The sequence below is a fragment of the Streptomyces sp. NBC_01116 genome (assembly GCF_041435495.1).
In the GTDB taxonomy this organism is placed as follows: domain Bacteria; phylum Actinomycetota; class Actinomycetes; order Streptomycetales; family Streptomycetaceae; genus Streptomyces.
Genome location: NZ_CP108644.1, coordinates 8,263,389 through 8,281,772, shown reverse-complemented (window position 1 = coordinate 8,281,772; position 18,384 = coordinate 8,263,389). Strand labels below are relative to the sequence as shown.

The window sequence follows — 18,384 nt, the reverse complement described above, 5'->3', positions numbered from 1 at the left end:
GTCTTCGGACTCCTTCACGGCAAGCAGAACCATCGGTCACCGGAGCGTGGCGGGCGCCCAATCCCACGGGTCGCCGGCCGGCCGGGACGGCTTCGTCGTGCCCGGCGTGTACCGCGGCCGGACCTGCGAGGTCGATCTTGCCCAAGTCGCATAGCGGCCCGATAGCGCAGGCCGCGACACGGTGCGGTTGCGGGGAACGGGCGGGCCGCGGCGCGGCGGAACAGCCATGCGCACTCCGTGGGCGGGTCAGCCGTCCGTTCCGGCGGACCGGTGCGGGAGCGGGGCTCGCGTCACTCCCAGCTCCCGCCAGATCCCGTCCAGTGCCGCGACGAACTCCTCGACCTCCGCGGGCTCGTGGACGGCGCCGGGCGCGCTCCTGAGGATCTCCTGGCCCGCGCGCACGCTCGGTGCGTTGATCGCCTGTACGTAGATGCCATGGCGTTCCAGCAGCAGGGCGGAGATCCGCTGGGCAAGTGCGTCGTCCCCGACGGAGATCGAGACGATGTGGGACCCGTCGGAGACGAAGGGGATGCCGTGTTCCGTGAGCAGCCGGTGCGTCAGTCGCGCGTTCTCGCGGAGCCGGTCGCGTTCCACCCCCGAGGTGCGCAGGTGCCGGACCGCGGCGAGCGCGCCCGCCACGACCGCCGGCGGCAGGGCGGTGGTGAAGATGAAGGAGCGGGACAGACCGCGCACCGCGTCGACCAGCTCGGCCGGAGCCGCGATGTATCCGCCGGTGGTACCGAATCCCTTGGCGAGTGTTCCCATGATGACGGTGAATTCGTCCGCGATACCCAGGCTCGCGGCCATACCAGCTCCCTCCGGCCCGTACATTCCGACCGCGTGGACCTCGTCGAGGAAGGTCATCGCGCCGTACTCTCGGGCGATCCGGGCGATCTCGGCGAGCGGGGCGACATCACCCCCCATCGAGTAGACCGATTCCATGACGATCATCTTCGGCCGATCTGGATCGGTGGCGGATATCAGCTCTTCCAGATGCTCCGTGTCATTGTGGCGGAAAATTCGCTTCTCGGCGCCACTGTGGCGGAGTCCGTCGATGATCGAGGCGTGATTCATCTCGTCGGAGAAGACGACGCAGTTCCCCAGCCGGCCGGCAAGGACCGTGAGGGCTCCATCATTGGCGGTGTACCCGGAGGTGAAGAGAAGGGCGTCAGCCTTACCGTGCAGGTCTGCCAGTTCCTTCTCCAGCAGCACGTGGTAGTGGTTGGTCCCGCCGATGTTCCGCGAGCCGCCCGAGCCCGCACCGTACTCGTCGAGGGCTTCGCGGGTCGCCGCCAGGACCAGCGGGTGCTGGCCCATTCCCAGGTAGTCGTTACTGCACCACACGCTGATCTCGGAGGTGATCCCGTCTCGCACACTCCGGGCGGCCGGAAACTTCCCGGCGAGGCGGCCGACCTCGAGAAACTCCCGTTTCGCCTCCGAGTGTTCCCCTTCCTTCATATGCTGCGAGAAGAGCTCCAGGTAATGGTTCATGACGACCCTTTTCTCCGAAGGCTATGCCGATGCGGGGCCCGGACCGGTAGAGGGGATTGTCTCAGAGAGGAATATCACTTCGATGACGCGGCCTGCGACAATTCAAAACCTCCCGGGCATCCAGTTCTTCAATTCACACTCCTGGCGCACCTGCTTTGCGTGTTGTAGGCTCTGCGGAAATTCCTCGACACGGCACCACTGGAGTTTCTATGCCGTCGAACGAAACGTATGTCAGCCAGATCCTTCAGGTAATCTCCGCGGAACCGGAGAAGGTGGTCCTTTCCTGGCGGGACAGGACGCTGACCGCGGCGGAGCTGACCTCCTTGGTCCGGTCGGCCGCGCAGGCGCTGCACCGTCACGCGGGCGGAAGCGATGGCGGGGCCGTGGTCGCCATCCTGACCGTCACCAACACCGCCCCCACCCTGGCCCTGCGGTACGCCGCGAATCTGGTCGGGGCCACGGTGGTCCATCTGCACACCACCAACGCGGTCGACCCGGCGGACCACCTGGCCGTCGGCGCCAAGCTCAAGATCCTCCGGGAGACCGGTGCGACGTACCTGGCCGTCGACGCGGAGAACGTCGCGACCGGCCGTGAGTTGTGCGAGCGGCTGGGCGCTCCGCTGGCCCTCGTCGCCCTCGGCGATCTCGGCCCCGATGTCCTGGACCTGACGGCCGGGGCCCCGGACTCGCTGGATCCGGCCGGCATCGAGATCGGACCCGACCGGACCGCGGTGGTGACCTACACGAGCGGGACGACGGGTGAACCGAAGGGCATCGCCTTCGACTTCCGGACCCGCAAGGGTTTCATCTCCGCCGGACTCAAGATGGGCTGGCGGTCGGTTTACCTGGCCTGCCTCCCGCTGAGCCACTCCAGCGGCGCCACGGCCGACGACTCACTCGCGTCCGGTGGCTCGGTGGTCCTGCGGGACGGCTTCGACCCAGGTGATGTGCTGCGCTCCATAGAGCGGCACAAGATCACCCGGATGCTGCTCTCCCCTCCACAGTTGTACCTGCTCATGGACCATCAGGAGGTGGACTCGACCGATCTGTCCAGTCTCCAGATGGTCACGTACGTGGGCTCGCCCGCATCCCCCGAGCGGCTGGCCGAGGCGGTCAAGGTCTTCGGCGACGTACTGATCCAGGTGTACGCGACCAGCGAGGCGGGCTTCGTCAGCATGCTCTCGCCCACCGAGCACCTCGACCCCCGGCTGCGGGTCACGGTCGGCCGGCCGATGCCCGGCTGGGTCCGGATCACCGATCCGGACGACCACCGCGACCTGCCGCTCGGCGAGATCGGCGAGGTCTGCGTACAGTCGGCGTTCACCATGAGCGAGTACGTGGCTGAGCCCGAACTCACGGCCCGGACCGTACGGGACGGCTGGGTGCACACCGGCGACCTCGGATTCGTCGATGGTGACGGCTACCTTCACCTGCGCGGCCGGATCGGCGAGGTGATCAAGACCAACGGCATCAAGATCCATCCGGTGACGGTGGAGAACGCCTTCCTGACCCATCCCGATGTCGTGCAGGCCGCCGTCTTCTGCGTCCGGGACCGGGACCGGATCGAGCACCTGCACGCTGCCGTGGTGCTGCGCGAGACCGGCACGGCCGGCCCCGAGGGGCTGGCGGAACACATCCGGGCCGCCATCTCGCCCAAGCACGTTCCCGCGCAGATCCACGTCCGCTCCACGCTGCCCCTCACCGGCGTCGGCAAGCCGGACAAGGCGCGGCTGGCCGTGGAAGCGAGCGGCTGAAACCCCATGGCCCTCTCCGTGGCATCCATACTCGCCGAGTCCGCGCTACGGCGACCGGAGCACCCGGCGGTCGTGTCCGGCACCCGGAAGTTCACCTATCGCGAGCTGTGGGACGAGGCGCGGAGGTACGCGGCGGCGCTGCGCGCGCGGGGCATCGGCCCCGACGACAAGGTGGCACTGCTGCTGCCCAGTACACCGCACTTCCCGCCGGCCTACTTCGGTGTACTCGCGCTCGGCGCGATCGCGGTCCCGGTCCACGCCCTGCTCCGGGCGGACGAGATCGCGTACGTCCTGAAGGACTCCGGGGCGGCGGCGCTGATCTGCGCCGCCCCGCTCCTGACCGAGGGCGGCAGGGCGGCGGAGGCGGTCGGCACGCCCGTGCTCACCGTCATGGAGGGGGAAACGGACGAGGGAGGAAGGGGCGCCCGCGCGCCGCGGCTGGACGCGCTCGCGGCGCGGACCTCGCCGATCGACCGTCAGGTGCCGCGCGAGCCCGGGGACATCGCCGTGATCCTGTATACCTCCGGCACCACCGGCCGGCCCAAGGGCGCCCTGCTCACCCATCTCAACGTGGTGATGAACGTCGACACGACCATGCTGTCGCCGTTCGACTTCACAGCGGACGACGTCATGCTCGGCTGTCTGCCGCTGTTCCACGCCTTCGGCCAGATCTGCGGCATGAACACCTGCTTCCGGGCGGGGGCGACCCTGGTGCTGATGCCCCGGTTCGACGGGCCGGGGGCACTGGATCTCATGGTGCGGGAGAGCTGCACCGTGTTCATGGGAGTCCCGACGATGTACACGGCACTCCTCGACGCTGCCCGCGCCGACCCGCGCAGGCCCGCGCTCGACCGCGCGTTCTCCGGCGGCTCCGCGCTGCCGGTAGCGGTCCTGGACGCGTTCCGAGAGGCGTTCGGCTGCCCGGTCCTCGAAGGGTACGGGTTGACCGAGACGTCTCCGGTGGTGGCCTACAACCAGAAGGCGTGGCCGCTCAGACCGGGCACGGTGGGCCGGCCGATCTGGGGCGTCGAGGTCGAGATCGCCAGAGCGGATGTGGAGGGCAGGATCGAGCTGGTGCCCACCGGCGAGACGGGGGAGATCGTCATCCGGGGGCACAACGTGATGGCCGGCTACCTGAACCGGCCGGAGGCGACCGCCGCGGCCATCGTTGACGGCTGGTTCCGTTCGGGTGACCTCGGCGTCAAGGACTACGAGGGTTACCTGTCCGTCGTCGACCGCAAGAAGGACGTGGTGCTGCGCGGCGGGTACAACGTCTACCCGCGCGAGGTGGAGGACGTCCTGGCCCGTCACCCGGCGATCGCCCAGGCAGCCGTCGTCGGGCTCCCCCACCCCGTACTCGGCGAGGAGGTGTGCGCGGTGGTGAGGACCCGCCCCGGCACGGCGCCTGGCCCGGCCCTCGGCGCCGAGATCGTTGCCTGGAGCAGAGAGCGGATGGCCCCGTACAAGTACCCGCGCCGGGTCGAGTTCGTGGACGGCTTCCCTCTCGGCCCCAGCGGCAAGGTACTCAAACGGGAGCTGGTCGCCCGGCTGGGAGCTGCGGATCCGGACGAGCCGCCGGACGGCCCGCCGAGCCCTCACTGAGCACGAGCCCGAGCGGTCGAACTCCCCGCGGGGACGGGCATCGGCGCGCGACAGCTCGTAGGGCCACTGTCATCCCGGGGCGCAGCACGCTTCCCCGGCAGCCGGACACACCCGGGCCGCCGGCATGGCCAGCCGCTAACGGTTGCAGGGGAACGAGACTCCCGGTCGGCTGCCAGTCAGCGGAGCGCACCTGCGAGCGTCCAGGCCGTCAGCGACGGCCGTACCGAGACCGGCGAGGGCAGAGAGCGAGGCCATCAAGGCGTCGAGGGCGTGTGCGAATGCAGTGCGCGGTACCAGCACGTCCGACGTGTCCCGCGGGTTGCAGCTGATCTGACTGCGAAACTTCCCGCGCCTGACTTTGCCACTGGTAGCAGCCCCCGCCGTCATCTCCCGTGATCCCCAGGACGACTCGCGGCTGCGGGTCGCGGACATCAACCGCTGGGCCGTCGTCAACAGCCTTGAGTTCACGGCGCATGCCCCGGACCGGGCCGAGAGCCACCCGAACCTCGCCCGCGCACTCCCTCATCTGCCCGACAATTACGCCATCGACAGTCTCCTGGACAAGTCCCTGCCCCGTCATCCGCGAGAGGCCCCCAACTGCTGAGCCACTGCTACCCCTGTCGGACACCAGATCCCGTTGAACCAGCTGAGGACGCCGCTCCGCCGTCGGCATACTCTCCGACAACACCGACAGCGCGAGGCAACTAGGTGCACGGCACACTGGTCCCCAGCCTTGGTCCCCAGACCTACGCCGCCACGGCACCCGTCGACCGACGCAGACGATCACCGGGAGAAGGACCGGTTTAGCTAACCTGCGAAAGTGCTGCGCACCTTGCTTCTACTGGCGGTTCGTACCACTCGGCACGCGCGCCGGATGACCGTGAAGGTAGACGTGTGGCTGGCGTCAGAGGATGTTCCACCCAAGAAGCGGGTCGTGGTGGCGTAGCCCGTCCACCCGCCGCTGGACCTCTTCCAGGCTGTTCGGGGCGTGGTGGACCTTCCGCGCGTTTGTCGTGATCATGCGCAGCTCACGGATCACCGCCAGGGTGCCGTAGCCAGGCCAGCGCGTCACGTCCCAGCCGTAGCACTGGTGGAGTGTCGGTATCCGAGAGCTGCGGTATTCCCTTCCGGCGGGGCTGGGCGCCGGTCGCGGCTACGACCGAGGACGCAGCGCCGATCGAGTCGAACAGGGTGACGGCGTCGCGCTCGGTGCCGGTGCACTGGCCCGTGGTCTCCAGGCTGACCGCGCCGTGCGTCTGCTACGACGGACTGCGCGTAGCCGAGGTCAAAAAAAGCAGGGGCGGGCACCGCCCGGCCGTGACGGCAACAAAGAGCCGGTGACGTGCGCACGGCGTACCTGCACGACACCGACCAGTAGGAAGAGGGAATCTCGCCCGGCCCCGGAACGAGGTCATCGAGTCTCCGTGGACTGAGCGTCCAACTGGAGGATGGAGGAGGCCCGCGCCGACCTGGACGCCGTACAGTCGGTCAACCCTGGCCTGACCGTGGCGCTGAACTAGCGCCAGGGCGAACGGCTCTGACCGCGACGGCGGCGCGGCGCTGGCACTCTGCCGCGCATTGCCGCCGTCCTTGGCGGCTCGGCGGTCAGGCCTGGCCCGCGGTCCCGGTTACGGTCACGCTGATGAACTCGGACGGGCGTACCGCGGCGAGGCCAGCCATCAGGACGACTTCGCCGGCCTTGACGTCCTCCTCGGTCATGGTGGCACCCTGGCCGATCCGAACGTGGAATCGAGCCGCCCGGGCCGGGTTATGGAGGACTGGGCCCGCCGACGCTTCCTCGCTCCCGGACGGCGCCGCGCGCTCTTTCCCTCCACGCGGTTGATGCCGCAGCCGCGGGCCACTTCACCGAGGTGAGTTGGCGGCAGGGCAGCAAAGGGCCGATGACCTCACGGTTCGCCGTCTTGGCCTTGCGGTCGGCGGGCAAGCAGGTCCTGGCAGGTGCCCAGGCCGCAGGCGGCGGACGCAACCAGTGGGGTGGGACGGCGTCCTGTGTCATGACCGTCCTCCGTGCGGATCTCATGGGTCGGGCGTGGGTCCGGTGCCGGGTCAGGCTTCGGTTGCGGTGGGGCCGGTTCCGACCGTCTCGGCGTTGCGTCGGGTCTTGGCCCAGCCGGTCCTGCCGCGCAGGAGTCGTACGGAGCCGCGGGCCGAGACGATGAACAGGTGGTAGGCGTACAGCCACAGGGTGATGCCCCACACCAGTCCGGTGGCACGGGAGCGTTCGGGGGCGAACTCCCGCCGGTAGACCGGGCCCCACAGCAGGAAGGGCACGACCGACAGGATCCCCAGCGCCAGCGCGAGCGGCCAGGCGGCGAACAGCACGGCGCCCCCGACGCCGGTGGCGAGAACGAACAACAGGAACGCGGTCAGGGCGAGGACCGTGAGGTGGGCGATCGGCTGGAAGAAGGTGTACAGCGATTCGAGGACACCGCGGGCGCGGTAGTGGCGCGAGCCGATGATCCGGCCCGTGTACCGCACGCACTGGATGTTGCCCTGGGCCCACCGGGTGCGCTGGGTCAGGAACCGCCGGGTGTACGGCAGGGCCTCCTGCGAGACCCAGGTGTCGGCGACATGGGTGACGCGGTAGCCCGCCAGGCGCATCTGCATACCGAGCTCGTAGTCCTCCAGGAGGGCGTCCTGCTTCCAGGGCCGGCGTTCAGCGGCGGCGATCCGGTCGAGAGCGGTAAGGCGGGTGAACTGGCCGTTGCCGCCCAGGCCGACCGATCCGGTGCGGCGGCGCAGCAACTGCATTCCGGTGTTGGAGACGGCGAACTCCGCGTCCTGCATCCGGACCAGCAGGCGCGCGTAGGCGTTGGCGAGCCGGCCGCGGTCGGGTAGCGGCCGTGCGTCGTCCACGTTCCGCATACGTACGCCGATCTGCACGCCCCCCGTGTCCGGGTCCCCGAAACCGTCCGGGCCGCTGACGTACGCCGCTGCGTCGGGTGACAGCCGACCGTCGGCGTCGACCACGCAGACGACGACCCGGGAGCGGTTCACCTCACCCAGATGGGTGTTCATCGCCTCATACGCGGCGTTGAGCGCGGCCCCCTTCCCGATCCGGGCGTCGGGGCGGCGGCGGGAGACGAGCCGGACATAGCTGTCCTCGGCGGCGAGGGCCGCCACGATCTCACCGGTGCGGTCGTCACTGGCGTCGTCGATGACCCAGACGTGGGAGGCCGGGAAATCGGTCCGCAGGCGGGTGACCGTGGTCGCGATCACGGCTTCCTCGTCCCGGCACGGAACGAAGAAGTGCCAGTCGTGCGCGGCGGGATCGCCCGGCTCGGTGGGACCACTACGGGCGTAGGCGTGCCGGGAGCCGGCCCAGTAGAGCAGGAAGCCGCCGAGGAGCAGGAAAGGGAACAGGTAGAGAAAGAACTCCGGGATCATGTGGACCTTCCACGGGATCGGTAGCGTGCGGCCGGCTTCCGCTCGGCGTCACACAAGCAAGCGTGTGGAAGCGGGACCGTCGGCTGCTCCTGAGCGGGGCGGGCACGGGGCGGGGCCGTCGGCGGCCCGCCGCTGGTCAGGCGTCGGCCATCTCGGGGGCGGGTGCGGCCGTACGCGGGGTGCTGTCCGGCATCATTCCGGTGATCAGATCCGCGATACGGCGCGAGGCGGTGCCGTCACCGAACGGGCTGGGCAGTGCCGCAAGCCGGCGCAGCCCTTCGGGGCCCTCGGCGAGGCGGCGGCGCACCGCCGCACCGGTGCCGGGGCCGGGTTCGACGAGGTCGGCGAAGTCGATCAGTGCCTCGGGGCGTTCGGTGGACCGTCGGACCACCACCAGCGGGCGGCCGAGGACCGTCGTCTCCTCCTGGATCCCGCCGGAGTCGGAGACGATGACGGCGGCGTGCCGGGCCAGCGCGAGGAACGTGCTGTAACCGGTCGGGGAGATCACCGTCAGCTCGTCGAGGAGCGGCCGCAGTCCGGCGGCCTCGATCCGGGCCCGGGTGCGCGGGTGCAGGGGCAGCACGACCGGGTGGGTGCGGGTGATCCGGGCCAGCTCGCGCAGAACGCGCGCGAGCACGGCCGGGTCGTCGGTGTTCTCCGGCCGGTGGACCGTCGCCAGGACGTAGCCGTCCGGCGTCAGGCCCAGACCGTCGAGAAGGTCCGTCCGTTCCTGCCGCGGCGGCAGGTGGGTGCGGACCGCCTCCACGACCGTGTTGCCGGTCACCGCGATGCGCTCCTCCTCCAGCCCTTCGGCGAGCAGCAGGGCACGGTTCTGCGGGGTCGCCGCGCACAGCACGTCCGCCAGCCGGTCGATGAGAACCCGGTTGTGCTCCTCGGGCATCGCCCGGTCGTGGCTGCGCAGCCCCGCCTCGACATGGATCAGCGGAATCGACCGGGCGTTCGCGACGAGGGCGCCGGAGAGGGCAGCGTTGGTGTCGCCCTGGACGACGACGACGCGGGGCGGATCGGCGGCGAACCGCTCGTCGAGCGCGGCGAGGGCGGCCGCGACCTGCACGGCCCTCGGCTGCCCGCCCACGCCGGTCAGATATTCGGGCCCGGGCAGTCGCAGCTCTTCCAGGAAGTCGCGGGAAAGGTCGTCGTCGTAGTGCTGGCCGGTGTGGACCACCCGGGCGGCGGGGCCGAGCAGCCGGATGAGTTCGGCGAGCTTGACCAGTTCGGGGCGGGTGCCGAGGACGACGGCGACGCTACGGTCTGCTGGGAAAGTCATGACCCGAGCTTTACGGTTCGCGGTTGTCGCAACCGTTGCCCATCGGTTGCCCGACGGTTGCTTCGTCCGATTCGAACCACTTCAGGACTTTGGGCCCGGGTCCTCCGTCCCCGGTGGGAGGGGACTGTCGGCCTCCGGCGGTTCGTCCGACTCGCCGCTGACAAACCGGTATCCCAGGCCCCGCACCGCCTCGACGGGGTCTCGCGCCTCCGGACCGCCCGCATCGCGCAGCTTCCGGCGCAGCCGCAGCACCCCGAACTTGACCCGGTCGGCGCCCAGCGCCGAGTCGTCGTCCCACACACGCGTCAGCAACTGTTCGGTCGTGACGACCCGGCCCCGGTTGCGGACGAGGAGCTGCAGCAGCCGGTACTCGATATCACTGAGCCGCACCTCACCGCCGTACCACACCACGGCCCGCCGCTCCGGCACGAGCCGCAAGTGCTCCCCCACACGCTCACCGGTCCACTGCCGGTGCCCGGCCCGGCGCAGCAGAGCCTCGACCCTCGCCAGCAACTCCTCCCCGTCGTACGGTTTGACCAGGTAATCGTCGGCGCCCGCACGCAGCGCCTTCACCCGGTGCCCGACGTCGTCGAGCCCGGAAAGCACCAGGATCGGCAGGTCGCTCATGTCCCGGGCGCGCGCCATGACCCGCCAGCCGTCCAGTCCGGGCACCCGCAGATCCAGGAGCAGCAGGTCGGGCCGCTCCGCGAACAGCAGCCGCAGCCCCTCACGGCCGTCGGCCGCCGACTGCACCGTGTACCCGCCCCGCACGAGCAACGCCCGCAGCGCCAGCACCGACGCGGTGTCGTCCTCCACGATCAGCAGCATGGGCATCGCGCACCGCCACCCCGGCGAAGGCATGGACCGGTCCTGGAGAAGTCGGGCCACGCGACCGGCGGCCGGTCTTCCGCTCCGGAACAACGGAGGAGTTCCGGGGCCTTCCGTTCCATGCTCCAAGGATCGGGGAGGTCCCGTGGGACAGGTAGGTGGGCACAGCCGATCGGGTGAAGGCGCAAGGTCCCCCGCGCCTCGGTGCGAAGCTGCCCGTGGACGCGGTCTCTGGTCCGGCCAGGCGACAAGGCCGGGCCTTCCCAGTGCCCCAGCAGTACCAGTTTCCAGCGTCTGCCCAGGCTGTTCTCGGAATGCGCCGCCCTCCGCAGCGTCCGGAACCGGCCCGAACCACCGGACGGAAACGGCGGGAAACGGTGCCCCTCCACATCCGTGTTCCAGTGATGTTCCCCGCCGCAGTCGCACTCATAGATCCCGCTGGGCGGGAACGATCTCACCAGGATGCCAGGTCACCGTGTCGTCGCTCATGGTTCCGTCTACGGCCCTACCGCGCCCTGCGCCAGCTGGGCGGAGCTAGACGATGCCTGCGGGGAAAACCGATCTGGGAGGCCCTGCCGTAGGTGTGCCAGGCCCGCAGATGAAGGGTTGCTGAGGTTCACCTGCGCGGAGACCACGGGAGGCGGATGCACGGGCTGCGGGCCCGCCTCACGTGGTGGAGGCCGGTCGGCACATGGCTCGGAGGGGAGCGGCAATGAGGCACATTCTTGGGCCCGGCTGCAGGAGCGCAGCAGGTGAGCGAAGCCGGAGCGAGATGACCTGTGGAGGAGCAGTTCGCCGTCCGCTACGGGCAACGCCCGGGCTGACAGCTTGTGTGCGTGCTGGCGCTTGCGCCTCGGCGGTCCTGCTTTAGAGCTCGGCCCGGTGGACCTTGCCGTAATTGCCTTCGAGGGCCATCGGTTCGACGGCCAGGTCATCCCCGCGCTGCGGGAACCGCAGCAGAAGAAGTCGGTGCGGATTCGCGATCTCGCCTTCGTCCCGAAGGCGCCGGACAGCTCGGTCACGGTTGTGGAGCTGACCGGCCCCGGGGTAGCCGAGACGCTGCGGCAGGTCACGGACGCCCAGTTCGATCTGCTCAGCGACGAGGACCTGCGGACGGTGTCCGACGCCCTGGGTGACGGGTCCTCCGCGCTCGTCGTGACCTGCGGGAACGCCTGGGCCGCGCGGCCGGCGGCAGCGGTGCGCGAATCCGAGGGCGAGCTGGTGATGATGGAACGTGTTCTGCGGGACGAAGTCGTCGAAGCGATCGCCTCACTCGACGACGGCAGCTGACAAAGACGATGGAGGAACGGGCCAGTCATGCCTCAACGATTCCGACGGCCCGGGCTGCTGGGCACCATCGCCCGCACCGCGGTCATCTCGGGCACCGCGACCGCGGTCTCCAACCGGGTGGAGCGTCGTGACATGCGGCGCCAGGCGGCCGCCCAGCCCCCACAGGGGGCCTGGCAACCGCGCCCCCTCCCCCGGCGCCGACACCGGTTCCGGGGTCACGGACCGGGTTTCCCAGCTGGCCCAGCTCGCCGAGCTAGAGACCCAAGCGCTGCTCACCGAGGAGGAGCTCGCCACCGAGAAGGCCCGCATCCTGGAGGTCTGAACGGGTGCCCCGCGGCGGGTATCAGGTGGATGCGCGGCTGAACGGGGCGGCCCGGACCGGAGCACGGTCCTGGCCGCCCCGTTCAGCCGCTCGCGCTCCCGGGTGGCTCGCGCCTTGGCCCCGCTCTCAGCGGGCCTGACCCGCTCGGACGTCGTCACGGTCCGGTGCCGGGCCCAGGGTCACGTCGGCACCGGAGTCACCCCGTACGGGAAGCGAGGCCGGTCGGGCGCCTCGGTCGAAGGCCGCGCCGATGACGACCACAACGCCCGCGGCGACGAGGACGAGGGAGACGCCCCAGGTGGCGTTGGTCGCGCTGGCACCGACGATGGCCAGGGCAGCCAGCGGGGCCAGTCCGCCCGAGAGCGCGGCGCCGATCTCCCGGCCCGTACCGACTCCACTGACCCGGACGTCCGGCGGGAACTGGCGGGAGAGCAGAGAGCCCTGCGGGGCGAACATGGCCGGCGCCAGCAAGCCCGTCGCGATGACCAGGGACAGCCAGATCAGGATCGAGTTCCCCGTGTCGAGCAGGACGAAGAACGGGAAGGCGAAGAGCGCCGAGGCGATGCCGCCGACCGCCAGCACCCGGCGGCTGCCGAAGCGGTCGCTGGCCCAGCCGAAGATCGGCACGGTGACGAGGGCGGCGGCACTGGCCAGGGTGATCCCGAACGCGCCGACGCTCGCCGAGACGTCCTGGAAGTCCGAGAGATAGGCCAGCGAGAAGGTCTTGAAGATGTAGCTGAGGGCGTTATATCCCAACGAGACGGCCAGGACCACGAGAAGACCGCGCCGCTCCTTGCGCAGCAGCGTGACGAACGGCATCTGCGGTGCCGCCTCCCGCTCCTGCTTCTTCTGGCTGTCGCGGAAGTCGCGCGACTCCGGCACGCGGCGCCGGACCCACAGGCCCACGCCGGCGAGGGCGAAGCTCGCGACGAACGGGACGCGCCAGCCCCAGGACAGCAGCACCTCCTCGTCCAGCATCGTCAGCACCGTGACAGTCAGCGACGACATCAGCAGTCCAAGGTTGAGCCCCAGGGCCGGCCAGGCACCCTGGCGGCCGCGCCGGTTCTCGTCGGCATGCTCGTAGGCGACGACCGCCGCGCTGCTGTACTCGGCTCCGGCACCGAGGCCCTGGAAGATGCGCAGGACCACCAGGGCGACGGGGGCCGCGAGTCCGGCGGTCCCGTACGTGGGCAGCAGCCCGATCAGCCCGGTGGAGACGCCCATCAGGACGAAGGTGATGATCAGTACGTTGCGTCGACCGATGCGGTCCGCGAGGTGTCCGAACAGGATGCCGCCCAGCGGGCGGGCCAGGAATCCGGCCGCGAAGGTCGCGAAGGCCGCCATCGTGCCGGTTGCGCCGTCGGTCTGCGGGAAGAAGATCTTGCCGAAGACCAGGGCGGCCATGGAGGCGTAGAGATAGAAGTCGTACCACTCCAGCGCGGAGCCCACGATGGTGGCGGTGGCCACGCGGCGGCGGGCGGTGGCGGCGGCGGATGGTCCGGGATCCTGCGCGTCTGTGTGCGGGGCGTTCGCCATGGGCTGTCCTCGATCACCGTTGAAGGAGAGGGGAAGTAGGGGGAGGGAGAGGTGGGGAAGGCGGGAAGGCGCGAGGCCGGGAACGATCAGGCCACGGCGGACTCTTCACGTGCGGCCCTGGCCGACTCCTCGTGGCCGAGCTGCTCGAAGACGTCGGCCGCAATCCGGCTGCCGATGGGGAGGCTCGATGTGGCCGCGGGCGACGGAGCGTTGAGCACGTGGACGGCGCGCGGGGTGCGGCTGATGACGAAGTCGTCGACCAGTCGCCCGTCCGACGTGACCGCTTGCGCGCGGACACCGCTTCCGTGCCGCCGCATGTCCCTGCTCTCGATCTCCGGGATCAGGCGGCGGACGTCGCGGACGAACAGCGGCCAGATCAGGGACCGGCTGATCTCGGTGGCCCCGTGTCGCCAGAAACGTCGCGCGAGACCGCGCAGGGCGGGGTCCCGCAGGAGCTCGCCCACCATGCGCGGGTCCACGTCGCGCCAGCGGTAGCCCTGACGGGCCAGCGCGGGCACGGCGTTGGGCCCTACATGGACCGAGCCGTCGAGCATGGGTGTGATGTGCACGCCGAGGAAGGGCAGTTCGGGGTCGGGCACGGGGTACACCGGGTTGTTGACCAGTCCGCGGCGGGCGGGCCTGATCTCGGCGTACTCGCCGCGGAAAGGCATGATCCGTACCGGCGGGCGGTCACCGACCGCGGCCGCGACCTTGTCGCTGTGCAGACCCGCACAGTTGACCAGGATCCGGGCCCGGAGTTCCTCGGCGGGCGTGCGGATCACGGTCCGGCCCTCGGCCTCGGCGAACGAGAGGGCGGGTGACCGGGTGCGCAGGTCGGCGCCCAGTTCGGTCAGCTCGGCCGCCAGTGCGCGGCAGACCTGGCCGAAGTCGGTCATGGCGGTGTCGGCGACCGCCAGCGCGGCCACCCCGGCGACATGCGGTTCCCGCTCGGCGAACTCGGTGCGGCTCAACCGCTGTACGGTGACGCCGTTCGCCCTGCCGCGCTCCGCGAGTGCCTCCAGGGCGGGGAGCTGGGCCGTGGACGTGGCCACCACGAGTTTCCCGGTGCGCTTGACGGGCACCTCTCGCTGCTCGCAGTACCTGATCATCTCCTCGCCGCCGGCCCGGGCCAGCCGGGCCTTGAGGGAACCGGGCGCGTAGTACAGGCCGCTGTGGATGACGTTGCTGTTGTGCCCTGACTGGTGGGCGCCCCAGCGTTCCTCCTTCTCCAGGACCGTGACGGACAGACCGGGCCGGGCACGCAGCAGCGCCCGAGCCGTGGCGAGTCCGAGCAGTCCTCCTCCGATGACGGCGACGTCTATGGCACGTGACATCCGGCGGCCTTTCTGGTGGCTTCCTGGCAACGCGAACACGACATCGCAGCGTCTGTATACATTCGCTGCGAGTGGGGTGAATGTATACAGCCGCTGCGGCGGTGCACAAGAGATAGAGTGAGGCGGTGACCCGACCAGCCCGGACCCCCAGCAGCACGAGGAACGGCGCCGCCGTCATCGCCGAACGGCTACGTGCGTCGATCCGCGACGGCGGGCTGCTCCCCGGCACCCGCCTGGTACAGGAAAAGCTCGCGACCGAGCTGAAGGTGAGCCGCATCCCGCTGCGCGAGGCCCTGCACACGCTGGCGGCCGAAGGACTGATCGAGGTCCAGCCACAGCGCGGCATGCTCGTGGCGCAGCTCAGCCACGGCGAGATCGCCGAACTCTTCGAACTACGCCTCCAGATGGAACCGCCGCTGGCCGAGGAGATCGTGCGCGGCTGCCGCGACCGCGACATCGACGAACTCCAGGAGATCGCCGACGAGATGTGCCGCCGCGGTGCCGACGCCGCCGTCCGGGCCTCCCTCAACTACGAGTTCCACCGGCGCGTCTACGCCCTGTCCGAACGACGGCTCACGCTGCGCTTCGTCGACCAACTGCTGCACCTCGTCGAGCCGTACAGCCGACGCTGGGTGCGCTCGGGCCACGACCTCGAACGCATCGACGACGAGCACCAGCGTATGGTCGACGCCCTGCGCGACCGTGACTCCGCAGCGCTGCGCCGCGTGATCGTCGCGCATGTCGAAGGCGCCCGCGATCACGTCATGGCCGCCCAGCAAGGGCAGTGACCCCCGTTCGCCCTCGACGATCGTCATGTTCGACACGTCCGCGAGGGGGTATTTCTGCCTGACCGCCTCGTTCGCCTGTGCGACGGCCTGCTCGGCGGGCTCGGCGTCAGCGCTCCGAGCCATCTCGAACTCTTTCGGGGCAGCGGGCAGCGGACAGAAGGCTCGATCCCGAAGGACGCGGCCAGTGCCATCCTCGCCCCGCGCAGCCGCCGGCACGAGCGGATGCAGGCCGTCCGGGGACCGCCGCAGGCACACGGCCGGTGCCCGCAGGAGAGGGGCCGCACAGCGCTGAGCCCCGGCCGGCCTTCCCACCGCCTCACCGCCGCGACGGCCGACGAGTGTCGCCGTGGATGACGGGGTGTGGCCACTGTGTGATAATCGCGAGCGATCATTCATGCAACGCGCGGACAGGGTCCGGGGCCGCCCTGCGGGCGTACCCCGCACCGGGCCCTGCTTCCCCAGGGAGAGGACCGGCCCGATGGTGAACGAACAGGGGCCGGAGCCTACGGAGACTCCCTCGTCGTCCGATGAGCCGGCGGCGGGCACGGCGGGCAAGCGTAGGCCGCCCGCGAGCACGGTGCAGATCGTGGACCACGCCCTGCTGGTGCTCAAGACGATCGCCGAGGCCGATCGGCCGCGCGGGCTGCGGGAACTGAGCCGGGACCTGGACATCAGCAAGAGCTCCACCCAGCGGATTCTCGCCTCGCTGGAGCGCGTCGGGCTCGCCGTCGTCGACGAGAACTCCCGCAAGTACGTGATCGGGCCGGCCGCGCTCACCCTGGCCTGGCGACACGCCGCCAACAGCGACCTGGTGAGCGCCGCCTCCGAGGCTACGGCCCGCATCGCCGCCGCGACGGGAGAGACCGCGTGCGTCTCGGCCGTGGTGGACGGGCGCCGGGTGACGGTGTACGAGGTGGAGAGTTCCCAGCCGCTCCGGCTGATCACCGGAGTAGGCCGGCCCTACTCCCTCTTCTCCGGCGCGACGGGCCGCGTACTGCTGTCGATGCTGCCCGAGGACCACCTGAAGCACCTGGTGGGCGAGCATGTCTCCGCGACCGGCGCGACGGACGCGGCGGAGATCGCCGACCGGGTCGCGGCCGCCCGCGACCACGGTTACGCCTTCAGCCGCGGCGAGTGGATCATGGGCGGGTGCGGGGTGGCCGTCCCCATCGGGACGCAGGGCACCGTAACGGCGGCACTGAGCATCTACGGCCCCGAAGCACGGCTCGCGGACCAGCGGATGGCCGACCTGGTCCCGCTCCTCCAGTCGGCCGCGGCCCAGATCGCCATCCGCTGGCGCCAGCCCGCCTGATCCGAACCCCCTGATACCTTTCCGCGGCCGACCGGCCGGGCCTCCGGCCCGGTCGGCGGGACCGCCACCTCTGCCGACGGGGCCGCCCGACGGCCGAGCCCTGCGCCGAATCGGCATACCGGGCGTCGGGCTCGCCTGACCGAGGGGCGGCCCCTGGACCGGTCCCAGCCCGTGCTCCCGATGATGCCGGGCGTCCCGGAACGCCGGAGCCACGACTGCATCCGTGCCGGCACCACCACCCTGTTCGCGGCTCTGGAGGTGGCGACCGGCAAAGTCATCGGCCCATTGCACCGGCGCCATCGGGCAGCTGAGTTCAAGAAGTTCCTGGCCAAGGTCGACAAGGAAGTGCCGGCCGGCCTCGAGGTGCACCTGATCCTCGACAACTACGCGACCCACAAGACACCGGCGGTCAAGAAGTGGCTGCTGTCCCACCCCCGATTCCACCTGCACTTCACACCCACCAGTTCGTCCTGGCTGAACCTGGTGGAACGATGGTTCGCCGAGCTCACGCAGAAGAAGCTCAAACGCGGCGTCCATCGTTCCGTCCAAGCACTGGAACGCGACATCCGGGCCTGGGTCGCGGACTGGAACGACCACCCACGGCCCTTCATCTGGACCAAGACCGCCGACGAAATCCTCGACAAGGTCGCCAGCTACTGCCAACGAATCTCTGACTCAGGTCACTAGGGGGTGTCTGACAATTCCGATCTGATCAGCGAGATTCGGCTGAGCTGGCAATCCGGAGGTGCGCCGATCGGCTGGGGGGACTGGGTGGTGGCTACGAACGGCGGGCCAGTAGATGGGCGTCGAGGAAGCCCCGATCAGAGGCTGGATCGTGGAGCAGCCGGGCGAAGGGATCGAGCCCAGCATCGCCCAGCAGTTCGGATAGGCGATTCACCGGCCAGCTGTAGGCGGGCGCCACTTTGTGGTCGAACCGGACCGGTTCGTGTCCGTCGGTCCCGAAGAAGGAGACCAGGAGCAGACCGTCCGGTGCCAGGACGCGTACCTGTTCGGCGAGCAGCTCCGGTAGTTCCCCCGGAGGGGTGTGAATCATTGAGTAGTGGGCCAGTACGCCGCCGAGCGCGGCGTCCTCGATCGGCAGGGATTCCATCCGCGCCTCTTGGAAGCGCAGCGCCGGATGGGCCTGCCGGGCGTGGTCGACCATGCCGGGGGCAAGGTCTAGTCCGAAGGCGTCCAGGCCGAGTTCGTGCAGCATGGCTGTCAGATGTCCGGGCCCGCACCCGACGTCCGCTGTCCGCAGGTTGCCCGTCGCGCGCACCAGTTCGGCGAAGGTGCCGATCATGGCCCGGGAGAAAGGCTGTGTTTCCAGCCGGTTTGCGAACAGCGATGCGTACAGCTCGACGACACCGTCGTAGGCGGTCCTGGTCTCGTCCTGATGATTCGCCACGGGCAGGACTCTATAGCCGGTCT

General features: G+C 70.1%; 15 protein-coding genes and 1 pseudogene. 8 read left to right on the top strand and 8 right to left on the bottom strand.

The features are described from left to right. Positions 1 to 246: 246 nt before the first annotated feature. The gene (hemA, locus tag OG245_RS36085) at positions 247 to 1,491 is read right to left on the bottom strand and encodes a 5-aminolevulinate synthase (RefSeq protein ID WP_371627545.1); all 1,245 of its coding nucleotides are present in this window, start codon (positions 1,489 to 1,491) and stop codon (positions 247 to 249) included. Positions 1,492 to 1,700: 209 nt separating this feature from the next. On the opposite strand from hemA, the gene OG245_RS36080 reads away from it, so the two are divergent. The 3 genes from OG245_RS36080 (at position 1,701) to OG245_RS36070 (ending at position 5,451) form a co-directional block, all read left to right on the top strand. Further along, positions 1,701 to 3,245 (top strand): AMP-binding protein, encoded by a 1,545-nt coding sequence (locus tag OG245_RS36080; RefSeq protein WP_371627544.1) that lies wholly within the window; start codon positions 1,701 to 1,703, stop codon positions 3,243 to 3,245. Between the two features lie 6 nt (positions 3,246 to 3,251). Further along, complete coding sequence (locus tag OG245_RS36075) at positions 3,252 to 4,847, top strand: long-chain fatty acid--CoA ligase (protein WP_371627543.1); 1,596 nt, start codon at positions 3,252 to 3,254, stop codon at positions 4,845 to 4,847. A 358-nt stretch (positions 4,848 to 5,205) separates the two neighbouring features. Continuing rightward, positions 5,206 to 5,451: a hypothetical protein gene (locus OG245_RS36070; RefSeq protein WP_371627542.1), complete on the top strand. Its 246-nt coding sequence runs from the start codon at positions 5,206 to 5,208 to the stop codon at positions 5,449 to 5,451. A gap of 300 nt (positions 5,452 to 5,751) precedes the next feature. Here the strand turns inward: OG245_RS36070 and OG245_RS36065 are convergent, their stop codons facing one another. From OG245_RS36065 to OG245_RS36050, 4 genes are all read right to left on the bottom strand, one after another. Continuing rightward, a complete protein-coding gene (locus OG245_RS36065) occupies positions 5,752 to 5,919 on the bottom strand; it encodes a hypothetical protein (RefSeq protein ID WP_371627541.1) in 168 nt (55 codons plus the stop codon). A gap of 995 nt (positions 5,920 to 6,914) precedes the next feature. Then, positions 6,915 to 8,255, bottom strand: coding sequence for a glycosyltransferase (locus OG245_RS36060; protein ID WP_371627540.1), 1,341 nt, complete (start codon positions 8,253 to 8,255; stop codon positions 6,915 to 6,917). A gap of 136 nt (positions 8,256 to 8,391) precedes the next feature. Next, a complete protein-coding gene (wecB, locus tag OG245_RS36055) occupies positions 8,392 to 9,543 on the bottom strand; it encodes a non-hydrolyzing UDP-N-acetylglucosamine 2-epimerase (protein ID WP_371627539.1) in 1,152 nt (383 codons plus the stop codon). Positions 9,544 to 9,624: 81 nt separating this feature from the next. After that, positions 9,625 to 10,377, bottom strand: a complete 753-nt coding sequence (locus tag OG245_RS36050; RefSeq protein WP_371628085.1) for a response regulator transcription factor — start codon at positions 10,375 to 10,377, stop codon at positions 9,625 to 9,627. Positions 10,378 to 11,253: 876 nt separating this feature from the next. On the opposite strand from OG245_RS36050, the gene OG245_RS36045 reads away from it, so the two are divergent. After that, on the top strand, positions 11,254 to 11,661 hold the full coding sequence (locus OG245_RS36045; RefSeq protein ID WP_371627538.1) for a hypothetical protein: 408 nt from the start codon (positions 11,254 to 11,256) through the stop codon (positions 11,659 to 11,661). 127 nt (positions 11,662 to 11,788) lie between these two features. After that, entirely contained in the window at positions 11,789 to 11,983 is a 195-nt protein-coding gene (locus tag OG245_RS36040; protein ID WP_371627537.1) for a hypothetical protein, read from the top strand. Between the two features lie 126 nt (positions 11,984 to 12,109). Here the strand turns inward: OG245_RS36040 and OG245_RS36035 are convergent, their stop codons facing one another. Further along, the gene (locus OG245_RS36035) at positions 12,110 to 13,519 is read right to left on the bottom strand and encodes an MFS transporter (RefSeq protein WP_371627536.1); all 1,410 of its coding nucleotides are present in this window, start codon (positions 13,517 to 13,519) and stop codon (positions 12,110 to 12,112) included. An 86-nt stretch (positions 13,520 to 13,605) separates the two neighbouring features. Continuing rightward, on the bottom strand, positions 13,606 to 14,853 hold the full coding sequence (lhgO, locus tag OG245_RS36030; RefSeq protein WP_371627535.1) for an L-2-hydroxyglutarate oxidase: 1,248 nt from the start codon (positions 14,851 to 14,853) through the stop codon (positions 13,606 to 13,608). A 125-nt stretch (positions 14,854 to 14,978) separates the two neighbouring features. Here lhgO and OG245_RS36025 point away from each other — a divergent pair, with 125 nt between their 5' ends. From OG245_RS36025 to OG245_RS36015, 3 genes and pseudogenes are all read left to right on the top strand, one after another. Next, the gene (locus OG245_RS36025) at positions 14,979 to 15,641 is read left to right on the top strand and encodes a GntR family transcriptional regulator (protein WP_371627534.1); all 663 of its coding nucleotides are present in this window, start codon (positions 14,979 to 14,981) and stop codon (positions 15,639 to 15,641) included. Positions 15,642 to 16,227: 586 nt separating this feature from the next. After that, positions 16,228 to 16,953, top strand: coding sequence for an IclR family transcriptional regulator (locus tag OG245_RS36020; RefSeq protein WP_371627533.1), 726 nt, complete (start codon positions 16,228 to 16,230; stop codon positions 16,951 to 16,953). A gap of 153 nt (positions 16,954 to 17,106) precedes the next feature. Continuing rightward, positions 17,107 to 17,640 (top strand): annotated as a pseudogene (locus tag OG245_RS36015) (IS630 family transposase); the annotation flags it as partial. A gap of 91 nt (positions 17,641 to 17,731) precedes the next feature. Here the strand turns inward: OG245_RS36015 and OG245_RS36010 are convergent. Then, entirely contained in the window at positions 17,732 to 18,361 is a 630-nt protein-coding gene (locus tag OG245_RS36010; protein ID WP_371627532.1) for a class I SAM-dependent methyltransferase, read from the bottom strand. Positions 18,362 to 18,384 lie beyond the last annotated feature (23 nt).

What these genes read in the sequence shown, in the direction of transcription:
- hemA (WP_371627545.1), bottom strand. Translation starts at nt 1,491, where the DNA reads ATGAACCATTACCTGGAGCTCTTCTCGCAGCATATGAAGGAAGGGGAA.
- OG245_RS36080 (WP_371627544.1), top strand. Translation starts at nt 1,701, where the DNA reads ATGCCGTCGAACGAAACGTATGTCAGCCAGATCCTTCAGGTAATCTCC.
- OG245_RS36075 (WP_371627543.1), top strand. Translation starts at nt 3,252, where the DNA reads ATGGCCCTCTCCGTGGCATCCATACTCGCCGAGTCCGCGCTACGGCGA.
- OG245_RS36060 (WP_371627540.1), bottom strand. Translation starts at nt 8,255, where the DNA reads ATGATCCCGGAGTTCTTTCTCTACCTGTTCCCTTTCCTGCTCCTCGGC.
- wecB (WP_371627539.1), bottom strand. Translation starts at nt 9,543, where the DNA reads ATGACTTTCCCAGCAGACCGTAGCGTCGCCGTCGTCCTCGGCACCCGC.
- OG245_RS36050 (WP_371628085.1), bottom strand. Translation starts at nt 10,377, where the DNA reads ATGCCCATGCTGCTGATCGTGGAGGACGACACCGCGTCGGTGCTGGCG.
- OG245_RS36035 (WP_371627536.1), bottom strand. Translation starts at nt 13,519, where the DNA reads ATGGCGAACGCCCCGCACACAGACGCGCAGGATCCCGGACCATCCGCC.
- lhgO (WP_371627535.1), bottom strand. Translation starts at nt 14,853, where the DNA reads ATGTCACGTGCCATAGACGTCGCCGTCATCGGAGGAGGACTGCTCGGA.